At 71.3% G+C, this 18863-nt stretch carries 18 protein-coding genes; 11 read left to right on the top strand and 7 right to left on the bottom strand.

Going from position 1 to position 18863, the window contains the following annotated elements; genetic code table 11:
• The first annotated feature begins 327 nt into the window (after window positions 1–327).
• The 4 genes from BLW78_RS08805 to BLW78_RS32010 all read left to right on the top strand — a co-directional run bounded on the left by BLW78_RS08805 (window position 328) and on the right by BLW78_RS32010 (window position 4102).
• Entirely contained in the window at window positions 328–2133 is a 1806-nt protein-coding gene (locus tag BLW78_RS08805; protein ID WP_244526860.1) for a sensor histidine kinase, read from the top strand.
• Complete coding sequence (locus tag BLW78_RS08800) at window positions 2130–3485, top strand: sigma-54-dependent transcriptional regulator (RefSeq protein ID WP_091678634.1); 1356 nt, start codon at window positions 2130–2132, stop codon at window positions 3483–3485. The genes BLW78_RS08805 and BLW78_RS08800 overlap by 4 nt, the downstream gene beginning before the upstream one ends.
• Before the next feature lie 143 nt (window positions 3486–3628).
• Complete coding sequence (locus BLW78_RS08795) at window positions 3629–3865, top strand: DUF6894 family protein (RefSeq protein WP_020091740.1); 237 nt, start codon at window positions 3629–3631, stop codon at window positions 3863–3865.
• Window positions 3866–3973: 108 nt separating this feature from the next.
• Window positions 3974–4102, top strand: coding sequence for a hypothetical protein (locus BLW78_RS32010; protein WP_020091741.1), 129 nt, complete (start codon window positions 3974–3976; stop codon window positions 4100–4102).
• 154 nt (window positions 4103–4256) lie between these two features.
• On the opposite strand, the gene BLW78_RS08790 is transcribed toward BLW78_RS32010, so the two are convergent.
• Entirely contained in the window at window positions 4257–4943 is a 687-nt protein-coding gene (locus tag BLW78_RS08790; RefSeq protein WP_091678631.1) for a LysE family translocator, read from the bottom strand.
• 16 nt (window positions 4944–4959) lie between these two features.
• A complete protein-coding gene (locus tag BLW78_RS08785) occupies window positions 4960–5163 on the bottom strand; it encodes a hypothetical protein (RefSeq protein ID WP_091678628.1) in 204 nt (67 codons plus the stop codon).
• A gap of 260 nt (window positions 5164–5423) precedes the next feature.
• On the opposite strand from BLW78_RS08785, the gene BLW78_RS08780 reads away from it, so the two are divergent.
• Entirely contained in the window at window positions 5424–6584 is a 1161-nt protein-coding gene (locus tag BLW78_RS08780; protein ID WP_139307690.1) for a helix-turn-helix transcriptional regulator, read from the top strand.
• Window position 6585: 1 nt separating this feature from the next.
• Here the strand turns inward: BLW78_RS08780 and BLW78_RS08775 are convergent, their stop codons facing one another.
• Window positions 6586–7515 carry a PfkB family carbohydrate kinase gene (locus BLW78_RS08775; protein ID WP_091678623.1) on the bottom strand — a complete coding sequence of 310 codons (930 nt, stop codon included), beginning with the start codon at window positions 7513–7515 and terminating at the stop codon, window positions 6586–6588.
• Window positions 7516–7568: 53 nt separating this feature from the next.
• Between BLW78_RS08775 and BLW78_RS08770 the strand changes: the two genes are divergently transcribed.
• The 3 genes from BLW78_RS08770 (at window position 7569) to BLW78_RS08760 (ending at window position 11725) form a co-directional block, all read left to right on the top strand.
• Entirely contained in the window at window positions 7569–8378 is an 810-nt protein-coding gene (locus BLW78_RS08770; RefSeq protein WP_020091746.1) for a GntR family transcriptional regulator, read from the top strand.
• Window positions 8379–8710: 332 nt separating this feature from the next.
• Window positions 8711–11128: an MASE4 domain-containing protein gene (locus tag BLW78_RS08765; RefSeq protein WP_091678621.1), complete on the top strand. Its 2418-nt coding sequence runs from the start codon at window positions 8711–8713 to the stop codon at window positions 11126–11128.
• 174 nt (window positions 11129–11302) lie between these two features.
• On the top strand, window positions 11303–11725 hold the full coding sequence (locus tag BLW78_RS08760; protein WP_091678618.1) for a DUF2852 domain-containing protein: 423 nt from the start codon (window positions 11303–11305) through the stop codon (window positions 11723–11725).
• 64 nt (window positions 11726–11789) lie between these two features.
• Here the strand turns inward: BLW78_RS08760 and BLW78_RS08755 are convergent, their stop codons facing one another.
• A complete protein-coding gene (locus BLW78_RS08755) occupies window positions 11790–12152 on the bottom strand; it encodes a DUF1428 domain-containing protein (RefSeq protein ID WP_020091748.1) in 363 nt (120 codons plus the stop codon).
• Between the two features lie 38 nt (window positions 12153–12190).
• Window positions 12191–12619 (bottom strand): VOC family protein, encoded by a 429-nt coding sequence (locus tag BLW78_RS08750; RefSeq protein WP_091678615.1) that lies wholly within the window; start codon window positions 12617–12619, stop codon window positions 12191–12193.
• A gap of 55 nt (window positions 12620–12674) precedes the next feature.
• Between BLW78_RS08750 and BLW78_RS08745 the strand changes: the two genes are divergently transcribed.
• The gene (locus tag BLW78_RS08745) at window positions 12675–13364 is read left to right on the top strand and encodes a winged helix-turn-helix transcriptional regulator (protein WP_091678612.1); all 690 of its coding nucleotides are present in this window, start codon (window positions 12675–12677) and stop codon (window positions 13362–13364) included.
• Between the two features lie 37 nt (window positions 13365–13401).
• Here BLW78_RS08745 and BLW78_RS08740 read toward each other — a convergent pair whose 3' ends face one another.
• On the bottom strand, window positions 13402–14097 hold the full coding sequence (locus tag BLW78_RS08740; RefSeq protein ID WP_091678609.1) for an ArsR/SmtB family transcription factor: 696 nt from the start codon (window positions 14095–14097) through the stop codon (window positions 13402–13404).
• A gap of 107 nt (window positions 14098–14204) precedes the next feature.
• On the opposite strand from BLW78_RS08740, the gene BLW78_RS08735 reads away from it, so the two are divergent.
• A complete protein-coding gene (locus BLW78_RS08735) occupies window positions 14205–14549 on the top strand; it encodes a hypothetical protein (protein WP_091678607.1) in 345 nt (114 codons plus the stop codon).
• A gap of 27 nt (window positions 14550–14576) precedes the next feature.
• A complete protein-coding gene (locus BLW78_RS08730) occupies window positions 14577–15233 on the top strand; it encodes an antibiotic biosynthesis monooxygenase family protein (protein WP_091678604.1) in 657 nt (218 codons plus the stop codon).
• A 263-nt stretch (window positions 15234–15496) separates the two neighbouring features.
• On the opposite strand, the gene BLW78_RS08725 is transcribed toward BLW78_RS08730, so the two are convergent.
• Entirely contained in the window at window positions 15497–18742 is a 3246-nt protein-coding gene (locus BLW78_RS08725; protein WP_091678601.1) for a PAS domain S-box protein, read from the bottom strand.
• Between the last annotated feature and the right edge of the window lie 121 nt (window positions 18743–18863).

The following is an 18863-nucleotide window of genomic DNA, read 5'->3' as shown; positions in this document are numbered from 1 at the left end:
CGGGCGGGGCGGCTCGCGTCGGGGTGTCCCGGCGGTGTCCGCGCTTGCTGTTGGCCTTCCGGCGCGCAGCCGTTCTCTGACGACATGGCTGCGTTTCGTGACGAGAATGGCAACCGGCATGCCAATTGACCGACGGCCGCTACATTTCTTTAACCACTTGCTGGAGATAGCTTTTTTCAAGCAGACTCCCGGCAGGGCCGCGGGTGGTCTTGCGGATTCCCGCACGTCGCCGGTCGGAACGGTCCGGATCTCCGCACTGGCCCGCCGTCGGTGAGCGGGCACCCGCCCTCCGGTCACCGCCCGCCTTCGCGCCGGGGTGTCGCCGTCGTGGTCGGGCTCTGCGCGATCCTCGTGACGGCTTGGCTCGCCGGGCGCGCCGCGGAGCGCTGGGCCCTCTCGGACCTGCGGCGCGGCGCCCGTTCGGCGATCGGTCTTCAGGTCGGCGTCCTGCTCGCGGAGATGCAGAAGCAGGCGTCCCTGCCGCTGGCGCTCGCGGCCGACCCCGAGGTCGCCGCCGCGGTCGGTCCCGATCCCGGGCGCGACCTCCTGGACCGTGTCGACCGGCGGCTCGCCCAGGTCGCCGCCGCCACGGGTTCGGCGGTCATCTACATCATCCGCGCCGACGGACTCACGGTCGCGGCGAGCAACGCGGGCGAGGATCGCAGCTTCGTCGGCCGGGACTACGGGTTCCGCCCGTATTTCAAGCAGGCCCTGGCCGGCGGCGCCGGCTCCCAGTTCGCCCTCGGGACGGTCAGCGGCCGGCCGGGCCTGTACCTCGCGCGCCGGATCGGGGCCGGGAGCGGCGTCGTCGTGGTGAAGGTCGAGTTCGACGCCGTCGAGTCGGCGTGGCGGGCCGCCCGCGAGGTCACCTTCGTCACCGACGCCCGTGGCATCGTCCTCGTCACAAGCGAGCCGGGCTGGCGCTTCGACACGCTCAGCGCCGTCGACGCGGCCGAGCGCGCCCGGATCGAGGCGGGACAGGAATTCGGCAACGCCCGCCTGGAGCGCCTGCCGCTCCATCCGGTCGCGGGCGAGCCGGACGTGGTGCGGGTCGGGCGCGGGTCGCTGCCGGCCTGGAGCGCGATCCTGTCGCAGGCGCCCGTACCGGGCACGGACTGGCAGCTGCGGACGCTGACGCCGCTCGGCACCGCCGTCGAGCGGGAACGCCTGCAGGCCTGGATCATCGCGGCCCTCGTCACGGCATTCGCCGGATACGGGATCTTCGCGCTCACCGATCGCGGCCGCCGGACCCGGGCGCGGCTCGCCGAGGCCGCGGCGCGCCGGGCGGAGCTGGAATCGAGCGTCGAGGCGCGGACGCGGGCGCTGCGGGAGACCAATGCCCAGCTGCGCGCCGAGATCGCGGAGCGGCAGCGCGCCGAGGCCGAGCGCGAGCGCCTCGGCCGCGAACTGGCGCAGGCCGGCCGGCTCGCGGCGCTGGGCCAGTTCGCGGCCAGCATGGCCCACGAGATCAACCAGCCGCTGGCGGCGATCCGCTCCTACGCGGACAATGCCGCGATCCTGATCCGCCGTGGCCGGGGCGATGACGCGGCCGAGAATGCCGCCGCCATCGGGCGGCTCACCGACCGCATCGCCGGACTCACCCGGCAACTCAAGGGCTTCGCCCGCCGCGCCTCGCCGCGGCGGGAACCGGTTTCCCTGCGTGAGGTGGTGGCGAACGCGCTGGAGCTCGTGGCGGCGCGCGCCGCCGCGCTGCACGTCCCGCTGGAGGCGGACCGGCCCGCCCCGGATCTGCGCGTCCTCGGGGACGGCCCGCGGCTGGAGCAGGTCCTGGTCAACCTGCTGCAGAACGCCGTCGACGCCGTGGCGGGTCGCGAAGAGGCCCGCGTCAGCCTGCACCTCGTCGAGGGGGACGAGCGCGTCGCGATCGAGGTGGCCGATACCGGGCCCGGGATCCCCGCGGAGGTGCGCGGCCAGATCTTCGACGCCTTCTTCACGACCAAGGCGGACGGCCTCGGCCTGGGCCTCGCCATATCCCGCGGGATCGTGGAGGATTGCGGCGGGAACCTGATCTTGGCCGGCGGCGACGGCGCCGGGACGGTCTTCCGGATGGAGATGATCCGGGCGGCGGACGCGGTCCCGAACGTGGGCAAGCCCGTGGGAGCGACACCGTGAGCGGACCGGCGGACGCGCAGGCGGGGACCGAGCGCGTCGTCTTCATCGACGACGAGGCCGAGGTGCGCCGGGCCAACGGCCAGAGCCTGGAGCTCGAGGGTTTCGCCGTCGAGGCCTTCGCGGCCGCCGAGCCGGCGCTCGCGGCGATCCTGGCCGCGCCGCCCGGCGTGGTGGTCACCGACGTGCGGCTGCCGGGGCTCGACGGAGTCGCCCTCCTGACGCGGCTGCGCCGGGTCGACCCCGACCTGCCGGTCATCCTGATCACCGGCCACGGGGACATCCGCATGGCGGTGGCCGCCATGCAGGACGGGGCCTACGACTTCCTGGCCAAGCCCTATCCCGCCGAGGCGCTCGTCGTGTCCGTGCGCCGGGCGCTGGAGCGGCGGCGGCTCGTGATCGAGAACCGGGCGCTGCGGGCCCGGCTCGACGCGGCGATCGAGGAGGATCCGGCTTTCCTCGGGACCTCCCCGGAGATCGTGGGCCTGCGCGCCCTGGTGCGCGAGGTGGCGCAGGCCGACGTCGACGTGCTGGTTTTCGGCGAGACCGGGTCCGGCAAGGAGGTCGTGGCCGGCGCCCTGCACCGGTGGAGCCGCCGCGCGGAGCGAAACCTCGTGGCCATGAATTGCGGGGCGCTGCCCGACAGCGTCGTCGAGAGCGAGCTGTTCGGGCACGAGGCCGGCGCCTTCACCGGAGCCCTCAAGCGCCGGGTCGGCCGCATCGAGCACGCGCAGGGCGGCACGCTCTTCCTCGACGAGATCGAGAGCATGCCGCTGCCGCTGCAGGTCAAGCTCCTCCGCGTGCTCCAGGAGCGCACCGTGGAACCGCTCGGCACCAACGAGGTGCGCCCGGTCGACATGCGCGTGGTCGCCGCCACGAAGGTCGATCTCGGGCAGGCGGCCGCGCAGGGCACCTTCCGCGACGACCTCTATCACCGGCTCAACGTCATCACGATCGCGATCCCGCCCTTGCGCGACCGCGGGGAGGACGTGCTGCTGCTGTTCCAGCACTTCCTGCGCCGGGCCGCGGAGAAGTTCGGGCGCCCGGTGCCGCCCGTCACGCCGGCGATCCGCGAGCACCTGCGCCGCCACGCCTGGCCCGGCAACGTCCGCGAGCTCGGCCATTTCGCCGAGCGCTGCGCGCTGGGCCTCGCGGCGGCGGCGCAGCCCGCGGCCGAGAGGGCCGCCGCCAGCCTCACCGACCAGGTCGATCGCTTCGAGCGGCAGCTGATCCGCGACGAGCTGATCATGGCCGGCGGCGATGTCCGCGCCGCCGCGGAAGCCCTCGGCCTGCCGCGCAAGACCCTCTACGACAAGATGGCCCGGCACGGTCTGACCCCGGGCGACTACCGCTAGGGCCGTCGCCCGGCCCGTCCCGAGCCGTCGACGGTCCCGGCGCGATCACGGGAGCGCCGCGACGGCGACCTGCCGAAAAGGGGTACGCGGGCCGGTGCGGAAACTGCTTAGCGTAGCGGACGGATCCCCCCGCCGAGCCGCCCATGCCCCGCTTCTTCATCGACCTGCACGACGGAACCGAGCTCGTCCGCGACAAGGACGGCTACGACCTGCCCGGTCTCGAAGCCGCCCGGTCGCAGGCCGTGAAGATCATGACGCGGATCGCGCAGGGGCTCTCCGACCGGCCCGGGCGCCAGGATTACATCGCGGCGGTCCGCGACGACACGGGCGTGGTGCGGATGCGCTTCCGCGTGTCGCTCGATGCCGGCCCCGTCGGCTGACGTGCCGAGACGCCGAGCGGCCCCGGCGCGCGCGCGGCCGGGACAGGTTCACCTGACGTTCGCGTCGATTTGGCGTAGGCTGGCGTTCCCTAGCCGAGGAGGGACGACATGGGTCTGATCGCCTTCATCCTGATTGGTGGCCCCTGGGTGGCGGCAACGGCGTGGCTCTGGCACCAAGCCGGCGGCGCGGAGGCTTGGCGCAACGCCGTCCACGGCACCGTGCCTGGCAGGCAGTGACGCGGCCCGCGCCCACCGTACGCCTCCGACGCTCCTGACGGGCGCGGCTCTCCGGATCCGGTCCGCGGTATCACCGCCGGCACGGCCGGGGGCGGCCACGCTGTCGACCGCGCTGCGAGCCGGGGCGAGATCGCGTCCCGCGCTGCGCGGCGGCTCAGAGCCGGCTCGGCGCTCGGGTGCCCGCGCCCGACACCCCGCTCACGCCCGCGCTGCTCGAACGGGCCGCCGTGCCACCGTCGATTCCCCGAACGAGCAAGCTCAGCGCCAGGAGGGCGAGGAGAAGGCCCGCGGCCTTGTTCATCCGATTCAGGACCTGGCTGGTCACGCAGCGCCGGAACAGGGACACCGCGGTGTTGAGCACCACCCACCAGCCGAACGAGCCGACGAAGACACCGGCCGCCAGGACCGGGAACGGTGCGGTCCCGCGCTCGAGGAAGGCCGGCATCGCGGCCAGGAACAGCACGGGGGTGACCGGATTCGTCAGGGCCAGCACGACCGCGCTGCCGTAGCTCACCGCCAGGGTGTCGCGGCACGCGCGGCCCTCCTGCAGCACCGAGACGCTGCGAAGCACCCGGACCGCGAGGGCGAGAAGCACAGCCCCCGAGATCAAGGAGAGAACGGCGCCGTTCGACCACACCGCGGCGAGCTCCGCGCCCCAGCGCATGACGAGACCCCCGTATGTCAGGTGCACGGTGGCGACACCGAGCCCGGTGGCGAGGCCGGTCGACAGGCCGCCTGACAGCGTTCGCTGAACGCACAGCAAGCTCGTCGGCCCGATCGGCGCGGCGATGGACAGACCGAGACTCGCACCGGTGAGCAGTGCCGTGGCGACGACGCTCATGGCACCGGGAATCCGGTCAGTCGTCTTCCGCGCGGTCGAGGGGCGAGGCGGCCGCCCGGGACCCCGCGGCCGCCCTGTCGGTGCCCGGGCACCCGATGTGATCGCGCTCCACGGCGGACGACGCTTGGGCACACGCGATGGCCGGCATGTCGTTCAGCTCGTCGGCGCGGGCGCCGACGCAGAACAAGACGACCACGGCGGTGGCGACGACTGTTTTCATGGCTATTCCTCCCTCGCGTCGACACACTAGGGAGGGCCGGAACCCTGGCATCCTCTGTTCGGCGGATGGCGCTGCCAGCGCCGCGCCGCGCTCCTCGCCGGCGTCCCGGTCGGGCGACAAAGCACTCTGGCGCCAGGCACTTACACCGCCGCACCGGCGGTCCGGGCGGCCGTGTCGACGCCGCGTGTCCGGGGCCGGGGGGCGGCAAGTCCGTCGAAACGGCCCTCGGCGCACCGTCCCTGCCGGACGGCATCCTCTGTTTGAAGGATGCAAATGTCCGTTTTGGACTGATATTGGTATTACCGCGGTCAGAAGAATCGTCGCGGGACGTGCCAATGCGGGAAGCGCTTATCGACCGGATCTACGAGGCTGCGGGCACGCCGGAACTCTGGCCCGACGTCCTCCAGTCCATCGGCGATATGGCGAACTCGGACGGCGCTGTGCTCACGGTGCTCCCGCCCGTCGGGACCTCCCGCTGGATCGCCTCACCGGCCCTGGAGCAGCGCCTCGGTCACCAGACCGGCGCGGGGCGCAGCAGCGGTCGGATGGCGCCGTGGCGCACCGACGCCCAGGCGGGCTTCACGCGCGACGTCGACCTCGTGCCGGCCTCCTACGAAGGCTGGCCCCGCGAAGGCGACAGGCCGTTCTGGCAGGTGGGCACAACGATTCCCCTTTCGACAGGCGACATCGCGATCGTCACCGCCGAACGGCGGGCTCAAACCGGCCCCCATGAGGCCTCCGTCCTGCCCGGACTGGACGCCTTGCGACCACACCTCGTGCGCGCCTGCGAGCTCAGCGCGCAGTTCAGCTGCGAGCGCGGCCGCGTCACGACCGCGACGCTCAGCCAGATCGGACTCCCCGCCGCCGTTCTGTCGGCCTCGGGTCGGGTGCTGACCATGAATGCCCGGCTGCAGGAGCGGGAGGAGGTCCTGCCCCCCGGCCAGCACGGCGGCCAGCTCTTCAAGAGCCTGATCAACAGCAAGCTGCTGCAGGACGCGATCGGCAACGTCGTTGGCGGCCGGCGCCCGGCGCAGACCATGCCGGTGCGCAGCTACTCTGATCACCGTCCTCAGATCGCTCATGTCATGCGCCTGAAGCAGCGCCCCGGCGACGTCTTCGGTGCCTCGGCGGTGCTCCTCGTTCTCGTGCATGTCGGCGCGCGGGCGGTTCCGGACGACGGCCTGCTGAACATGCTGTTCGACCTGACCCCGGCGGAGGCGCGGTTGCTCCAGGCGCTCGCCGGAGGCTTGCGTCTGCAGAGCTACGCCGAGAGCGTCGGCGTCCAGACAAGCACCGTCCGCACCCAGCTCAACTCGATCTTCAACAAGACCGGAACGAAGCGGCAGGCCGATTTGCTGAGCATCGTCACGTCGCTCGCGCTCTTCAGCGGGCAGACGACGAAGCGCCTGGGCGCGGCGTGACTCACATATCGGCGTCGCGGAGGAAGGCGGCCAGCACCTGCGCGGTCGGAAAGGCCTCGAAAGCCCCGAACCGGCAGGTGGTGAGCGCACCGCAGGCCGCGGCCTGCCGCAGGATCGCGTCGAGGGGCTCTCCCGCGAGCAGGCCCGCGATCAGCCCGGCCGTGAACGCGTCCCCCGCGCCGACCGTGTCGACCGCCGCGACCGCGAAGGCCGGCTGGCGGAGGGGGGGCAGTCCCGGGCGGAACGCCACCGCGCCGCGCTCTCCCAGTGTCACGATCAGCAGTCCGAGGCCTCCGGAGAGCAGGGCGGCGATCCCCGGCGTCGCTTCCGTGGCGTCCGCGATGGCGTCGGGAGTCCCGAGGCCGAGGTCGGCGGCCTCGACCGCGTTGACGACGAGGATCGCGGTATCGGCCAGGATCGCCGGGTCGATGGGGCGCATCGGGGAGGGATTCAGCAGCGTGGGGATGCCCGCCTGCCGAGCGAGCGCGAACGCCGCTTGGATCGAGGCGTCCGGCGATTCGAACGTCGCCGCCACGAGGTCCGCTCGCTCGAGGCGGGCGGCGACGGCTCGGACGTCCTCCGCACCGAGGGCGAGGTTGGCCCCGAGGCAGACCGCGAGACAGTTCTCGCCGGCCGCGTCGACGAACGCGACGCCGGCGCCTGTCGAGCCGGCATGCGGCACCAGCATGTCCTCGGCGAATCCGACCCGCGCGAAGGTGGCGCGGACCATAGGGGAGAACACGTCCATGCCGACGGCGAAGAGTCCGTCCACCCCGACGCCGAGCTGGTGCGCGGCGAGCGCGAGGTTGAAGCCCTTGCCGCCAGGCTCGGCGAGGAAGGCCAAGCCATCGAGGGACTCGCCCGCCTGCGGCAGCCGCGCGACCTTGACCGAGCAGGCGATCACGAAGCTTCCGACGACGAACAGGCGCATGGAGCGCTCCGAACCTGTACACTGCGAATAGCTGTACCGGAGGCCGATCGGACGTGCGCCCCAAAAATCGGACGATCAAGGGTGATGTCGAGGCGGACCTCGCGGAGGGCGAGCGTCCCTCCGTGCTCTCTCTCCTCCGCCTGCGCGCCGACACGGCGATGCCGCTGTACCGGCAGATCGAGGGTCAGCTACGCGAACTGATCCTGTCGGGCTCGCTGCCGCCGGGCGTCACCTTGCCGGCCGAGCGCCAGCTCGCCGACAGCCTCGGGGTCAGCCGCGTGACGGTCCAACGCGCCTATGCCGAACTCAGCGACAACGAGCTGCTCGTCCCGCGCGGGCGCTGCGGCTTCCTCGTGCGCCGTCCCCCCGAACCCGTGCGCCCGGGTATGGACCGGCTCAAGGGCTTCACGGAGGAGATGCGGGAGCTGGGGAAGATCCCATCCTCGCGCATCCTCGATCGGGCGGTCACCGAGGACCGCTCGATCGCATCGATCTTCGGCCTGCCCTCGACGGCCCCGTTCCTGCGTCTGACGCGCGTTCGCTCCGGCGACGGCGTGCCGATGTCGCGCGAGGTCGCCTGGTACAACATCCGCGCCGTGCCCGCCCTCGAGACCGGCGACCTCTCCGGTTCCGTCTACGCCTTCCTGAGCGGGCACCCGGGCGGCCGCCTCGTGCGCTGCGAGCAGACGGTGGAGGCGACCATGCCGACGGCTGACGAGTGCGAGATCTTCGCCTTCGAACAGCCCCTCCCGTGCCTGCTGATCAAGCGCCACAGCTACAATCAGGACTCGGTGATGATCGAGTACGTGGAAGGCCTGTTCCGAGGCGATGCCTATCGCTATCGGCTGAATCTGCGCGCGTAGTATGCCCGGCTGACCGAACCGGACTCGCTTCCGTACGGTGCGCGCGACGGGCTGGTCGATGCCCTGCTCGAACCGCTTCCGGTCCGCGCCGGGGACCCGCCTCCTTCAGGAAAGAGCTCTCCACGCTCGCCGGGCAAGTCGATTCCGCCGAGGCCGCCATCCGTCGCCCACCGCCGCCACGGCACGGGAGCGACGGCCGAGCTTCGCCCTTTTGACGGACGGGAACGCCCCGATGCCTCGCGTGGAACAGCGAGAAGCGCCGTGGTACACCTGATGTCTCGCGAGCGATCAGCCGGCGCAGCCAGCCATCCCGCTTCGGTCCGGAGCACACGATGAGCGAGTCCTCGACGGCGCCGACCCTGGCGACCCTGGCGACAGCCCGGGCCGGCCGGACGCAGCGTCGGCTCGCGGTCGCCGTCAGCCTCCTGTTCGGGGCCGTCACCCTCGCGCTGCTGCCGTTCGCCAGCCGCCCGATGCCGCCGATGCCGGGCTTCGTGCCCGTCTACCAATCGGCGCTGATCGTAGTCTACGGCCTGACCACGTACCTGTTCCTCACGCAGTACCGCCGCATCGGCTCGGCGCCGCTGCTCGTGCTCGGGGCCGGCAGCCTCTACGTGACGCTCGTCGTCTTCCTGCAGATGCTGTCGTTCCCGAACGTCCTCGCGCAGGGTCGGCTCCTCGGCGACGGGCCGGACACCACGACGTGGCTCTGGACCTTCTGGCATCTCGGGCCGCCGCTCTTCGCGCTGCCCTACGCGCTCCTGGAGGGCGACGAGCGTCCGCCGCAGGCCCCGCGCGGACAGGCCGGACGGATCGGCTGGGCCACCGTCGCCGGGACCGTCGCGGCCGCCGCGCTCACCGGCGTGGTGGCCGTCCGCTACGTCCACCTCCTGCCGAAATGCGTCGAGGGCGACGATTACTGGCTGCTCACCACCTCGGGCATCGGGCCGGGCGTGGTCGCCCTGACCGTCATCGCGCTGGCCGTGCTGTGGTGGAAGACCCGCCTGCGGACCGTGCTGCAGCTCTGGCTGGCCGTGTCGCTTCTGCTGCTCGTCTTCGACAACATGGTCACGCTTCCGGGCGCCGCCCGCGGCACGGTCGGCTGGTTCGCGGGCCGGATGGAAGCCCTGGTGGCCGGCTTCATCCTGCTCGGCGTCTACCTGCGCGAGGTCGACTTCCTGTACGCGCAGGCCGCGGCCGCCGCCGAGGACCGGGAGGCCCGGCGGGCGGAGCTGCAGCGTGCCCGCGACAACCTCGCCTTGGCGCTGGAAGCGGCCGAGATGGGCGACTGGGAGCTCGACCTCCGTGGCAACACGGCGCGCCGGTCGCCGAGGCACGACGCGATCTTCGGCCACAGCGCTCCGGTCGCGGCATGGGACGTCGGGACCTTCGTCGATCACGTCGTCCCCGAGGACCGAGACGCCGTGCGGGCAGCGTTCGATGCCGCCATCGGGACGGGCCGCCTCTACATCGACTGCCACATCCGGAGGGCCGAGGACGGGGCCGCCCGCTCGGTCACGATGCGGGGCAAGGTCTACCGCGACGGGAGCGGCCAGCCCCGGTCCATGGCGGGCGTCGTGATGGACACGACGCGCCAGCGCGAGGCCGAGGAACGCCTGAACCAGGCTCAGAAGATGGAGGCCATCGGCCAGTTGACCGGCGGCGTGGCGCACGACTTCAACAACCTGCTGACCATCATCGTCGGCAACCTCGACATGATCGTGCGCAAGCCCGACAACCCGCAGCGCGTCGAGAGGCTGGCCACGTCGGCGATGACGGCGGCGCGGCGCGGGGCCGAGGTCACCGAGAAGCTGTTGTCGTTCTCCCGGCGCCAGGTGCTCCGGCCAGAGACCGTCAACCCCAACCGGCTGCTCAAGGACTTCCAGGCCCTGCTGAAGCGGGCCGTCGGCGAGACCGTCGAGATCCGGTTCGACCTCGACGCGGTCCTCGATCCGGTCCGGCTCGATCCGGGACAGTTCGAGAGTGCGGTGCTGAACCTCGCGGTCAACGCCCGGGACGCGATGCCGGACGGCGGCGTCCTGACGGTCAAGACCTGCAACGGGCACCTCGATGCCGCGGAGATTCCCGACCGGCCCGACCTGCGGCCGGGCGCCTACGTGCTCGTCTCGGTCACCGACACGGGCCAGGGCATGGACGCCGCCACGCGCAGCCGCGCCTTCGAGCCTTTCTTCACGACCAAGGATGTCGGCAAGGGAACGGGCCTCGGCCTCAGCCAAGTCTACGGGTTCGTGCGGCAGGCCGGAGGGCACGCGCAGATCAAGAGCGAGCCCGGCGCCGGCACCTCCATCGAGCTCTACCTGCCGCGCTCGGCCGAGAGGGCTGTCGAGGCCCGGCCGGACAACACCCTCCCGCTGCGGCGGGCGGCCTCCGGCGAGGTGGTGCTCGTGGTCGAGGACGAGCCGGCGGTGCTGGAGATGGCGGTCGAGAGCCTGGGCGAGCTCGGTTACCGGACCCTGACCGCGACCCGGGCGTCGGAGGCCCTGGAGCGGCTGGGCGGCCCCGAGCGCATCGACATCCTGTTCTCGGACGTCGTCATGCCCGGTGGCATGAACGGCGTGCAGCTCTCGGTCGAGGCCCGGCGCCTGCGTCCCGGCCTGCGGGTGCTCCTGACGTCCGGTTACACGGGCACGGCGCTCGACGAACACGCGGTGCCGGCCGACCTGCCTCTCCTGAGCAAGCCCTATCAACGGGACGAACTCGCCAACAAGCTCAGAGTCGTCCTGGGCTGACCCCCCGGGCCCACGGCATGCCGCCCCGTGATCGCGCGGCGTCGCGGACGGGATGTCCGTCAACAGCCCTGAAGACTTAACCCGGCCTTAACCGACCGGTTCAGCCCGCAGCAGCGGCATGTCGGCATGCTCCGTCCGTCCTCAACGGCGCCGGTACGCGCAAGGAGCTGTCCCATGCCCATCATGCCCTGGATCCACGATGCCCTCTCTGTCGGCAGCTTCGCCGCCCTCGTCCTCGTCGCGCGGCAGGCGCTCGTGCGGCGCGATCTCGGGCTGTCCGGCCTGCCGGGCCTCGAACGCCTGCGCCGGTCGCTCGGGCCCGGCACCGGGTTCCGTGAGCGGCGCCGGTTCACGTCGCCCCGGACCAGCGGCAACACCGCCTTCGACGCCTGGCGCGACGGCGAGATCGGTCGCATTGAGGGGGAGCGCCGCGCGCTCGAAACGCGTCTCCGGGACTTCGAGGGTTTCGTCGACGCGCTGAAGCGCGCCAAGGATCGCGCGACCTTCGAGCGCTTCGTGGCGGAACATCCCGCGGGATCGGGGGCAGCGGTCGACATTGCCGGCACCGCCGATCAGGCCGAACATCGAAAAGGCTAGGTCGCCTCAGGGTTGCACCGGAGCGTCGGGGCCACGCCGTCGAGGATCAGGATCCTGGTCTCCTCTACGCCGCCCCGCGCGACGCTTCGAAGACCGCGGCGAAACCTCCGAAGATCATCCGCGCCCCGTCGAACGGCATCGTCAGATCGCGGAAGCGCGGATCGGTCCGCATCGCGGCCTCGCACCGGTCTGCCGTCTCCCGGTCGGGCCAGAGGATCCACCCGAGGACGACGCTCTCGCCGTCGCGAAGGGCGACTGACCGGCGGAAATCGGTCCGCTCGCCCTCCGGAACATTGTCGCCCCAGGCCTCCATCTGGTGGAGCGCGCCGTACTCCCGGAACAGCGCCCAGGCCGCCCTGGCCGACGCGACATAGGCCTCCCGGTTCGCGTCGGGAACCGGCGTGACGAACCCGCTCACGTAAGTCATGGGTTGCCTCCTCGAGTCGGGGTGCGCGCGGAAAGGCTTCAGGCCGGAGAGTGCCCTCGGGTCATGGCCTCGGGGTCCATCCACATCAGCTCGACGACGTGGCCATCCGGATCCTCGATGTTCCGGCCGTACATGAACGTGCCCATCTCCTGCGGCGGCCGCAGGTCGGCGCGACCGCCGGCGGCGACGGCGCGCTCCACGCTCGCATCGACCGCGGCCCGGCTCTCCTCCGACAGGCAGACCAGCACCTCGTTGGCGGCGCGGGCATCGGCGATGGCGCGCGGCGCGAAGTTCGCGAATTGGGCGTGGCTGAGGAGCATGACCACGATGGTGTCCGAGAAGACCATCGCGGCGACCGTCCCGGCCTGCGAGAACCGCGGGTCGCGCTGGGCGCCCAGGGCGACATAGAAGCCGGCCGCGTGCTCCACGTCGGCGACGGGCAGGTTCACGAAGATCATCTTGGGCATGGCGACCTCCTCAACGGCTTGCCGAGCTTGACCGTATCAGTTACCTAAGTAAACTATGAAGTTACAAAAAGATACTAAAATTGCGACTGCGAGACCGCGCTGGTACGACGACGCTTGCGGCGCCGCCCACGGCCTGGAGCTTCTCGGCGAGCGCTGGGCGCTCCTGATCGTCCGCGAGTTGTTGTTCGGACCGCGCCGGTTCGGGGCGATCCGAGGGGCGCTCAGCGGCATCAGCGCGAAGGTGCTGACCGAGCGGCTGCAGGGTCTGCAGCAGGCGGGCATCGTCGCACAGCGGACTCTGCCACCGCCGGCCTCGACGCCGGTCTATGAGTTGACCCCATGGGGCTACGAGGCCGAGCCGATCTTCTCGGTCCTCGGGCGCTGGGCGGCCCGTTCGCCCTCCCACGACCCCGCTCTGCCGCTCTCGGCGGCCTCGCTCATGCTGTCGTTTCGCACGATGTTCGACCCCGCACAGGCCTCCGGCTTCGAGGCGACGATCGGCTTCCGGTTCGACGAGGACGCCTTCCGCGTCACGGTGAGCGAGGGCGAACTTCACGCCGCCCGCGCCGACGCGCTCGGGGCGGACGCCGTCGTCGGCGCCGCACCGCCGGTCGTTGCGGCCATCGTCTACGGCGGCCTGCCGCTCGCCGACGCGGAGGCGTCGGGGCAGGTGTCGCTGGAGGGGGACCGGGACGTCGTGCAGCGGTTCGCCAGACTGTTTCGCCTGCCGGGGAAGGCGTTCTGATCGCTTTGGAGGGTGCAGACCGGATCACGACCGACCGTCACTCGACGAAGCCGAACTCGCTCTCGAAGCCGAGTCTTCCCCTCTCGGTCACGCGGATGGCGCGCCCGTCGCGCTGACGCTCGATCCACCCGAGATCCTCGCAGCGGCGGCACAGGGCGGCTCCGAGACGGCCGGCGAGGTGCGGTCTCCGCTCGCTCCAGTCCAGGCAGGGGCGGCAGAGCAGGCGGCGGGTTCGTCCGGCCGGTTCGACTTCGGCACCGAACGCGGCCAGCCACGCACTGCCGGATGCGGTCACTTCACCCGCCTCCTCGCCCAGGACGATCAGTCCCCGTGCGACCAGCGCATCGGCGATCCCGACGCCGAGCCGTCCGGCGAGGTGATCGTAGCAGGTGCGGGCCTCGCGCAAGGCTGGATCGATCCGCGGCGTCGCTCGGCGCGACGCTTCCTCCGGCTCGCCCCGGTTCGCGATCACCATCATGGCCTCGAGCATGCGGGCGACCTCGACGGAGGCGAGGCGGAAGTATCGGTGCCGACCTTGGCGCGACACCGTGAGCAGGCCGCCGGCCACGAGCTTCGTCAGGTGCTCGCTCGCGGTGGCTGGCGCGACGCCGGCCGTCCAGGCCAGTTCGGTCGCGGTCAGCGCTCGCCCGTCGATCAAGGTCGACAGGATATTGGCGCGGCTGGGATCTCCGACGAGCGCGCCGATCTCGGAGAGTGCAGGATCCTGCGTCATGAGCTGAACCTACACGCGCTCGACGCCCGCCGCATCCGACGACGCTTCGGTTTGGACCGAAGCGTTTACGGCTGACTCGGCCGGGATCTTCGGATCAGAGTGGGAGCGTGACGCTGGAGAACCGCGCCACGCCTGTGCCCACGGTTCGCCAGCCACGGCAATGGGTGACGCCTATGACGCCCGATGAGATTGACGACAGGGAGGAGCATCATCGGATCGAAGATCCGCGATCCGGGCCCACACTGTTCCTTCGCCGGCTGTCTCCCCAGTTCCGGGGTGAGCGGGACGGTCTGACGACCGACGCCGCGTGGATGCTCGATGCCTTCTCCGGCTCCCCGGACCGGCGTGACATCAAGCTCGGGGGCGGCACGCATCTGATGCATCTCGAGGCCGGGCGTAGGGCCCTCTGGCGAGCCTCCGCCGCATGTCTGAGTGAGCCGGTCCCGGCTTGAACCGTATCGACACCCAGGGAGGAGCCCATGTTCTCCGTCATCTTCGAAGTCCGACCCGGCGACGGTCGTAAGGACGCCTATCTGGAACACGCGCGCGTGCTGAAGCCTGAGCTAGAGGGCATCGACGGCTTCATCGACAACGAGCGCTTCACGAGCCGGACGCGGCCGGGCTGGGTCCTTTCGCACTCGACGTGGCGGGACGAGAAGTCGGTGATCCGCTGGCGCACCCATGCCGGTCATCACCTGATCCAGGGGAAAGGCCGGTCCGAGGTGTTCGCGGACTACCATCTCCGCGTCGGCGAGGTGACGGCTGACACCCACCCGCCGGCGGGACATCGGGTCCGCGAGCAACGCCTCGATGAGACGGAAGTCGGCCACGCCAAGGCCTGTACACTGTCGGAGGCGATGTCGGCGGACCGGCCCACGCCCTTCGATGTCGACCTCATGGCCATGCTCGGTCTCGACCAGCGGACCGAGGGGCTGGTGAGTTGGGACGCGTTCGATTCCTTCACCAATCCGGGAAAGGTGCTGGTGCTGCTGTCGTGGAGAGATGCCGGCGCGGCGAACGCCGTCTCATCGGTCGCGGGCACCCGCCTCCGAGCTGTTCGGATCATTCGCGACTACGGGATGTGCGACCGGCGTGAGAGCCCGCAATATCACCCGGCCGTGCAAGCCCCGGGATAGGGCCCGACGACGAGAACCGGGCATCAACACCTTCGGCGTCGCTCCGTCATCGGTCTCGCGAATGCGGATCCGGCGGCACGACGCGGTCGTCCCGCGGCCTGCCCCGCGATCATGTGCGCGACCGGCCCGGGAAGCCGGATCACGGACGAGGCGACCGATCCACGAGGCGGTCACCTCGCTGGCGGTACCCCAGGGCTCGCCCGCTCCCGTTGCACGAGCAGTCGGCTGCCCTCTGGGGGCGCGGCCCTTTCGGACGAGGGGGTTCAAGTCTCGGCGATGAGGTCCTTGATGCGGGAGGCGAGGGTCTCCAGCACGAACGGCTTGGTCAAGACCTGCATCCCGGGCCGAAGGTAGCCGTTCCCGAGCACGGCGTTCTCCGCGTACCCGGTGATGAACAGCACCTTCAGGTCCGGTCGCCGCTCGCGGCCGGCGTCCGCCATCTGTCGCCCGTTCATGCCCCCCGGCAGGCCGACATCCGTCACCAGCAGATCGATGCGCACGTCCGACTGCAGCACCTTCAGGCCGGCGACGCTGTCGGCGGCCTCGATGGCGGTGTAGCCCAGGTCCTCCAGCACCTCGGTGACCAGCATGCGCACCGAGGGCTCGTCGTCGACGATCAGCACCGTCTCGCCCTGGCCCGCTTGCTCGACCTCGGAAAGCCTGCGCGCGACCGCGTCCTCGTCGGCCTCGCCGTAGTGCCGCGGCAGGTAGAGGCAGACCGTCGTCCCAGCGCCGACCTCGGAGTAGATCCGCACCTGCCCGCCGGACTGCTTGGCGAAGCCGTAGACCATGGACAGGCCGAGGCCCGTGCCCTCGCCGGTGGGTTTGGTGGTGAAGAACGGCTCGAACACCTTTCCGATCAGGTCCGGCGCCATGCCGGTGCCGGTGTCGGTCACGCAGACGCCGAGGTACTGGCCGGGCGCGAGGTCGTGCTGGCGGCCGCCGACCTCGTCGATCCACCTGTTGGCGGTCTCGATGGTGATGCGACCACCGTCCGGCATCGCGTCGCGGGCGTTGATGCACAGGTTGAGCAGCGCGTTCTCCAGCTGGCCCGGGTCGATCAGCGCCGGCCACAGCCCCGCGAGACCGACGACCTCCAAGTGGACGGCCGGACCGACGGTGCGCCGGACCAACTCCTCCATGTCGTGGACGAGGCGGTTCACGTTGGTGGGCTTGGGGTCGAGGGTCTGGCGGCGGGAGAAGGCCAGCAGGCGATGCGTCAGGGCGGCGGCCCGCTTGGCCGCGCCCTGGGCGACGCTCATGTAGCGGTCGAGGTCGCCCAACCGTCCCTGGCTCATCCGCGTCTGCATCAGTTCTAGGGAGCCGGAGATGCCCGCGAGCAGGTTGTTGAAATCGTGCGCGAGGCCGCCGGTCAGTTGGCCGACCGCCTCCATCTTCTGCGACTGCCGCAGAGCCTCTTCCGTCTTGGCCAGGGCCTCGGCCTGCTGCTTGATCTCTGTCACGTCGCGCACGGACGAGTAGATCAGCCCGTCGCGGGGAACCGCGTTCCAGGACAGCCAGACATAGCTGCCGTCCTTGCGGCGGTAGCGGTTCTCGAACGTGAGCTGGGCCTCCCCGCGCGACAGTCCCCCCGCCGCCGCCGCGGTCGACGCGACGTCGTCGGGGTGGACGAAATCGAGGAACGGCCGCGCCTTCATCTCGGCGTCGGTCCACCCGAGGGTTCGCGACCAGGCCGGGTTGAGGCCGACGAAGTAGCCGTCGAGGTTGGCCACGCACAGCAGGTCGGACGAGGCCTGCCAGATCTGGTCGCGCTCGGCGGTTCGGGCGGCGACCTGGCGGGCGAGGTCGGCCTCCGTCTGCACCCGGACGGTCACGTCCTGCACGAAGACGTGGAAACCGTCGACGCGGCCGCCGGAGGTCCGTCGCGGCAGGTAGCGGATCTCGGCGACGCGGTGGCGCCCGTCGCGGTGCGGCCAGTCCGTCTCGAAGGTGACGGCCTCACCCCCGAGCGCCCGATCGATGAAGGGTCGCCGCACGGCGTAGGCGGCCGGGCCGAGCAGCGCGCGGACATCGCGTCCGACGACATCGCCGGGCGGGGCGGAGAACCAGTCCTTGTAGGCCTCGTTGGCGAAGCGGTAGATGTGGCCGGCGTCGATGAACGCGATCAGCACCGGCAGCGCGTCGGTGATGAGCCGGAGCTCGCGCGCGCTGGCCTCCGCCAGCAACTCGGCGCTCCTGCGCGCGGTGATGTCGCTGAAGAAGACCGCGACGCGGTGGTCGCGCGGGTCCCCGACCCGGTGCGCACGCACGTCGAACCAGCGCCCGAACACGGCGGCGTAGTTCTCGAAATGGGCGGGTTCCCCGGTCAGGGCGACGCGGCCGTAGCTGTCGAACCAGTGCCGTTCGAGGTCGGGCGCGAACGTGCTGACCCAGCGGCCGGCGACGTCGGCGCCCGTCTGCCGGGCGAAGGCCGGATTGGCCTCCTCGATCAGGTAATCGACCGCCCGTCCGTCCGCGTCGAACCGCATCATGAGGATGCAGAACCCGACCTCGACCGTCTCGAACAGCGTCCGGTAACGGGCCTCGCTCTCCTGCAGCGCCGCCTCGGCCAAGCGGCGGTCGTGGATGTCCTCGACCACGCCGTACCAGGCCACGATGGCGCCGGCTCCGTCGCGGCGGGGACGCGCGCGCGCCCGCATCCAGCGGTACGTGCCGGTCGCCGCGATGTTGATGCGATAGTCCACGTCGACCGGCTCGCCCGAGGCGAGACAGGCCGAGAACACCGCGACCGTGTGGGGGACGTCCTCCGGATGCAGGGCCTTCATCCAGCCCGCGCCGTCGGGTTCGCCGGGTGCCTGGCCCGTCAGTTCCAGCCAGCGGTTCGAGTACGAGGTGATGTTGCCCGCCGGGTCGCAGGTCCACGGCACCTGGGGATTCAGTTCGACGGTATGCCGGAGGTGGGCCTCGCGCTCCCTCAGCGCCCTTGCGGCCTCGTGCTCGGCCGTGCGGTCGCGGACAATCTTGGTGAACCCGCGATGCGCACCGGCTTCGTCGAGCAGCGGCATCATCTCGCCCGACGTCCTGACGCGACTGCCGTCCTTGCGGAGGTGCCAGCGCTCGACGGAGGCGCGCGCCTCGCTCGTCGCGAGCCGCGTCTCGGCCTCAGGGCGCCCCTCCGCACGGTCCTCGGGCGTGAAGATCCGGTCGGCGGGCTGCCCGCGCATCTCCTCCGCCGTCCAACCGAAGATCCGCTCGGCGCCGGCGTTCCAGTCGATGACCGAGCCGTCGCGGTCGGTGACGACGATGGCGAAGTCCCTGACGTTGTCGAAGACGACCCGGTGGCGCCATTCGCTCGCTGGCGCGTCCTGCCCGGCGGTCCGATGCACCGGACGCACCTCCCGGCCGACGGTCTCGCCCCCTGCCTCCGGCAGCCTCGAGCGCAGGCGCAGCACCTCCGCCTCAAGTTGCGCGCGCGACATCGCGCCGACGTCCGGGCCGATCGATTTCACCGTCTCCCGAATGGCCGGCGTCTCTTCGAAGTCGTGCATCAGGAGGCCAAGCCATCCAGTCCCGGCCGGTTCCGTTTGGAGAGATCACGGTCGCCCGCCGGTCTGGACCGGCAGCCGCGGTCCGCCCGGCAATCGTGGCCGCCGCGTCATGCGATGGACG

This window comes from Methylobacterium sp. 275MFSha3.1 (assembly GCF_900108435.1).
In the GTDB taxonomy this organism is placed as follows: Bacteria; Pseudomonadota; Alphaproteobacteria; order Rhizobiales; family Beijerinckiaceae; genus Methylobacterium.
Note: the sequence above shows the minus strand (reverse complement) of the source record. Positions and strands in the feature narration are given on the sequence as shown.

Coding starts and splice junctions, on each gene's coding strand:
- BLW78_RS08730 (WP_091678604.1), top strand. CDS start 14,577: ATGTTCTCCGTCATCTTCGAAGTCCGACCCGGCGACGGTCGTAAGGAC.
- BLW78_RS32010 (WP_020091741.1), top strand. CDS start 3,974: ATGGGTCTGATCGCCTTCATCCTGATTGGTGGCCCCTGGGTGGCGGCA.
- BLW78_RS08725 (WP_091678601.1), bottom strand. CDS start 18,742: ATGCACGACTTCGAAGAGACGCCGGCCATTCGGGAGACGGTGAAATCG.
- BLW78_RS08755 (WP_020091748.1), bottom strand. CDS start 12,152: ATGACTTACGTGAGCGGGTTCGTCACGCCGGTTCCCGACGCGAACCGG.
- BLW78_RS08740 (WP_091678609.1), bottom strand. CDS start 14,097: ATGACGCAGGATCCTGCACTCTCCGAGATCGGCGCGCTCGTCGGAGAT.
- BLW78_RS08775 (WP_091678623.1), bottom strand. CDS start 7,515: ATGCGCCTGTTCGTCGTCGGAAGCTTCGTGATCGCCTGCTCGGTCAAG.
- BLW78_RS08790 (WP_091678631.1), bottom strand. CDS start 4,943: ATGAGCGTCGTCGCCACGGCACTGCTCACCGGTGCGAGTCTCGGTCTG.
- BLW78_RS08765 (WP_091678621.1), top strand. CDS start 8,711: ATGAGCGAGTCCTCGACGGCGCCGACCCTGGCGACCCTGGCGACAGCC.
- BLW78_RS08785 (WP_091678628.1), bottom strand. CDS start 5,163: ATGAAAACAGTCGTCGCCACCGCCGTGGTCGTCTTGTTCTGCGTCGGC.
- BLW78_RS08760 (WP_091678618.1), top strand. CDS start 11,303: ATGCCCATCATGCCCTGGATCCACGATGCCCTCTCTGTCGGCAGCTTC.
- BLW78_RS08745 (WP_091678612.1), top strand. CDS start 12,675: ATGAAGTTACAAAAAGATACTAAAATTGCGACTGCGAGACCGCGCTGG.
- BLW78_RS08750 (WP_091678615.1), bottom strand. CDS start 12,619: ATGCCCAAGATGATCTTCGTGAACCTGCCCGTCGCCGACGTGGAGCAC.
- BLW78_RS08795 (WP_020091740.1), top strand. CDS start 3,629: ATGCCCCGCTTCTTCATCGACCTGCACGACGGAACCGAGCTCGTCCGC.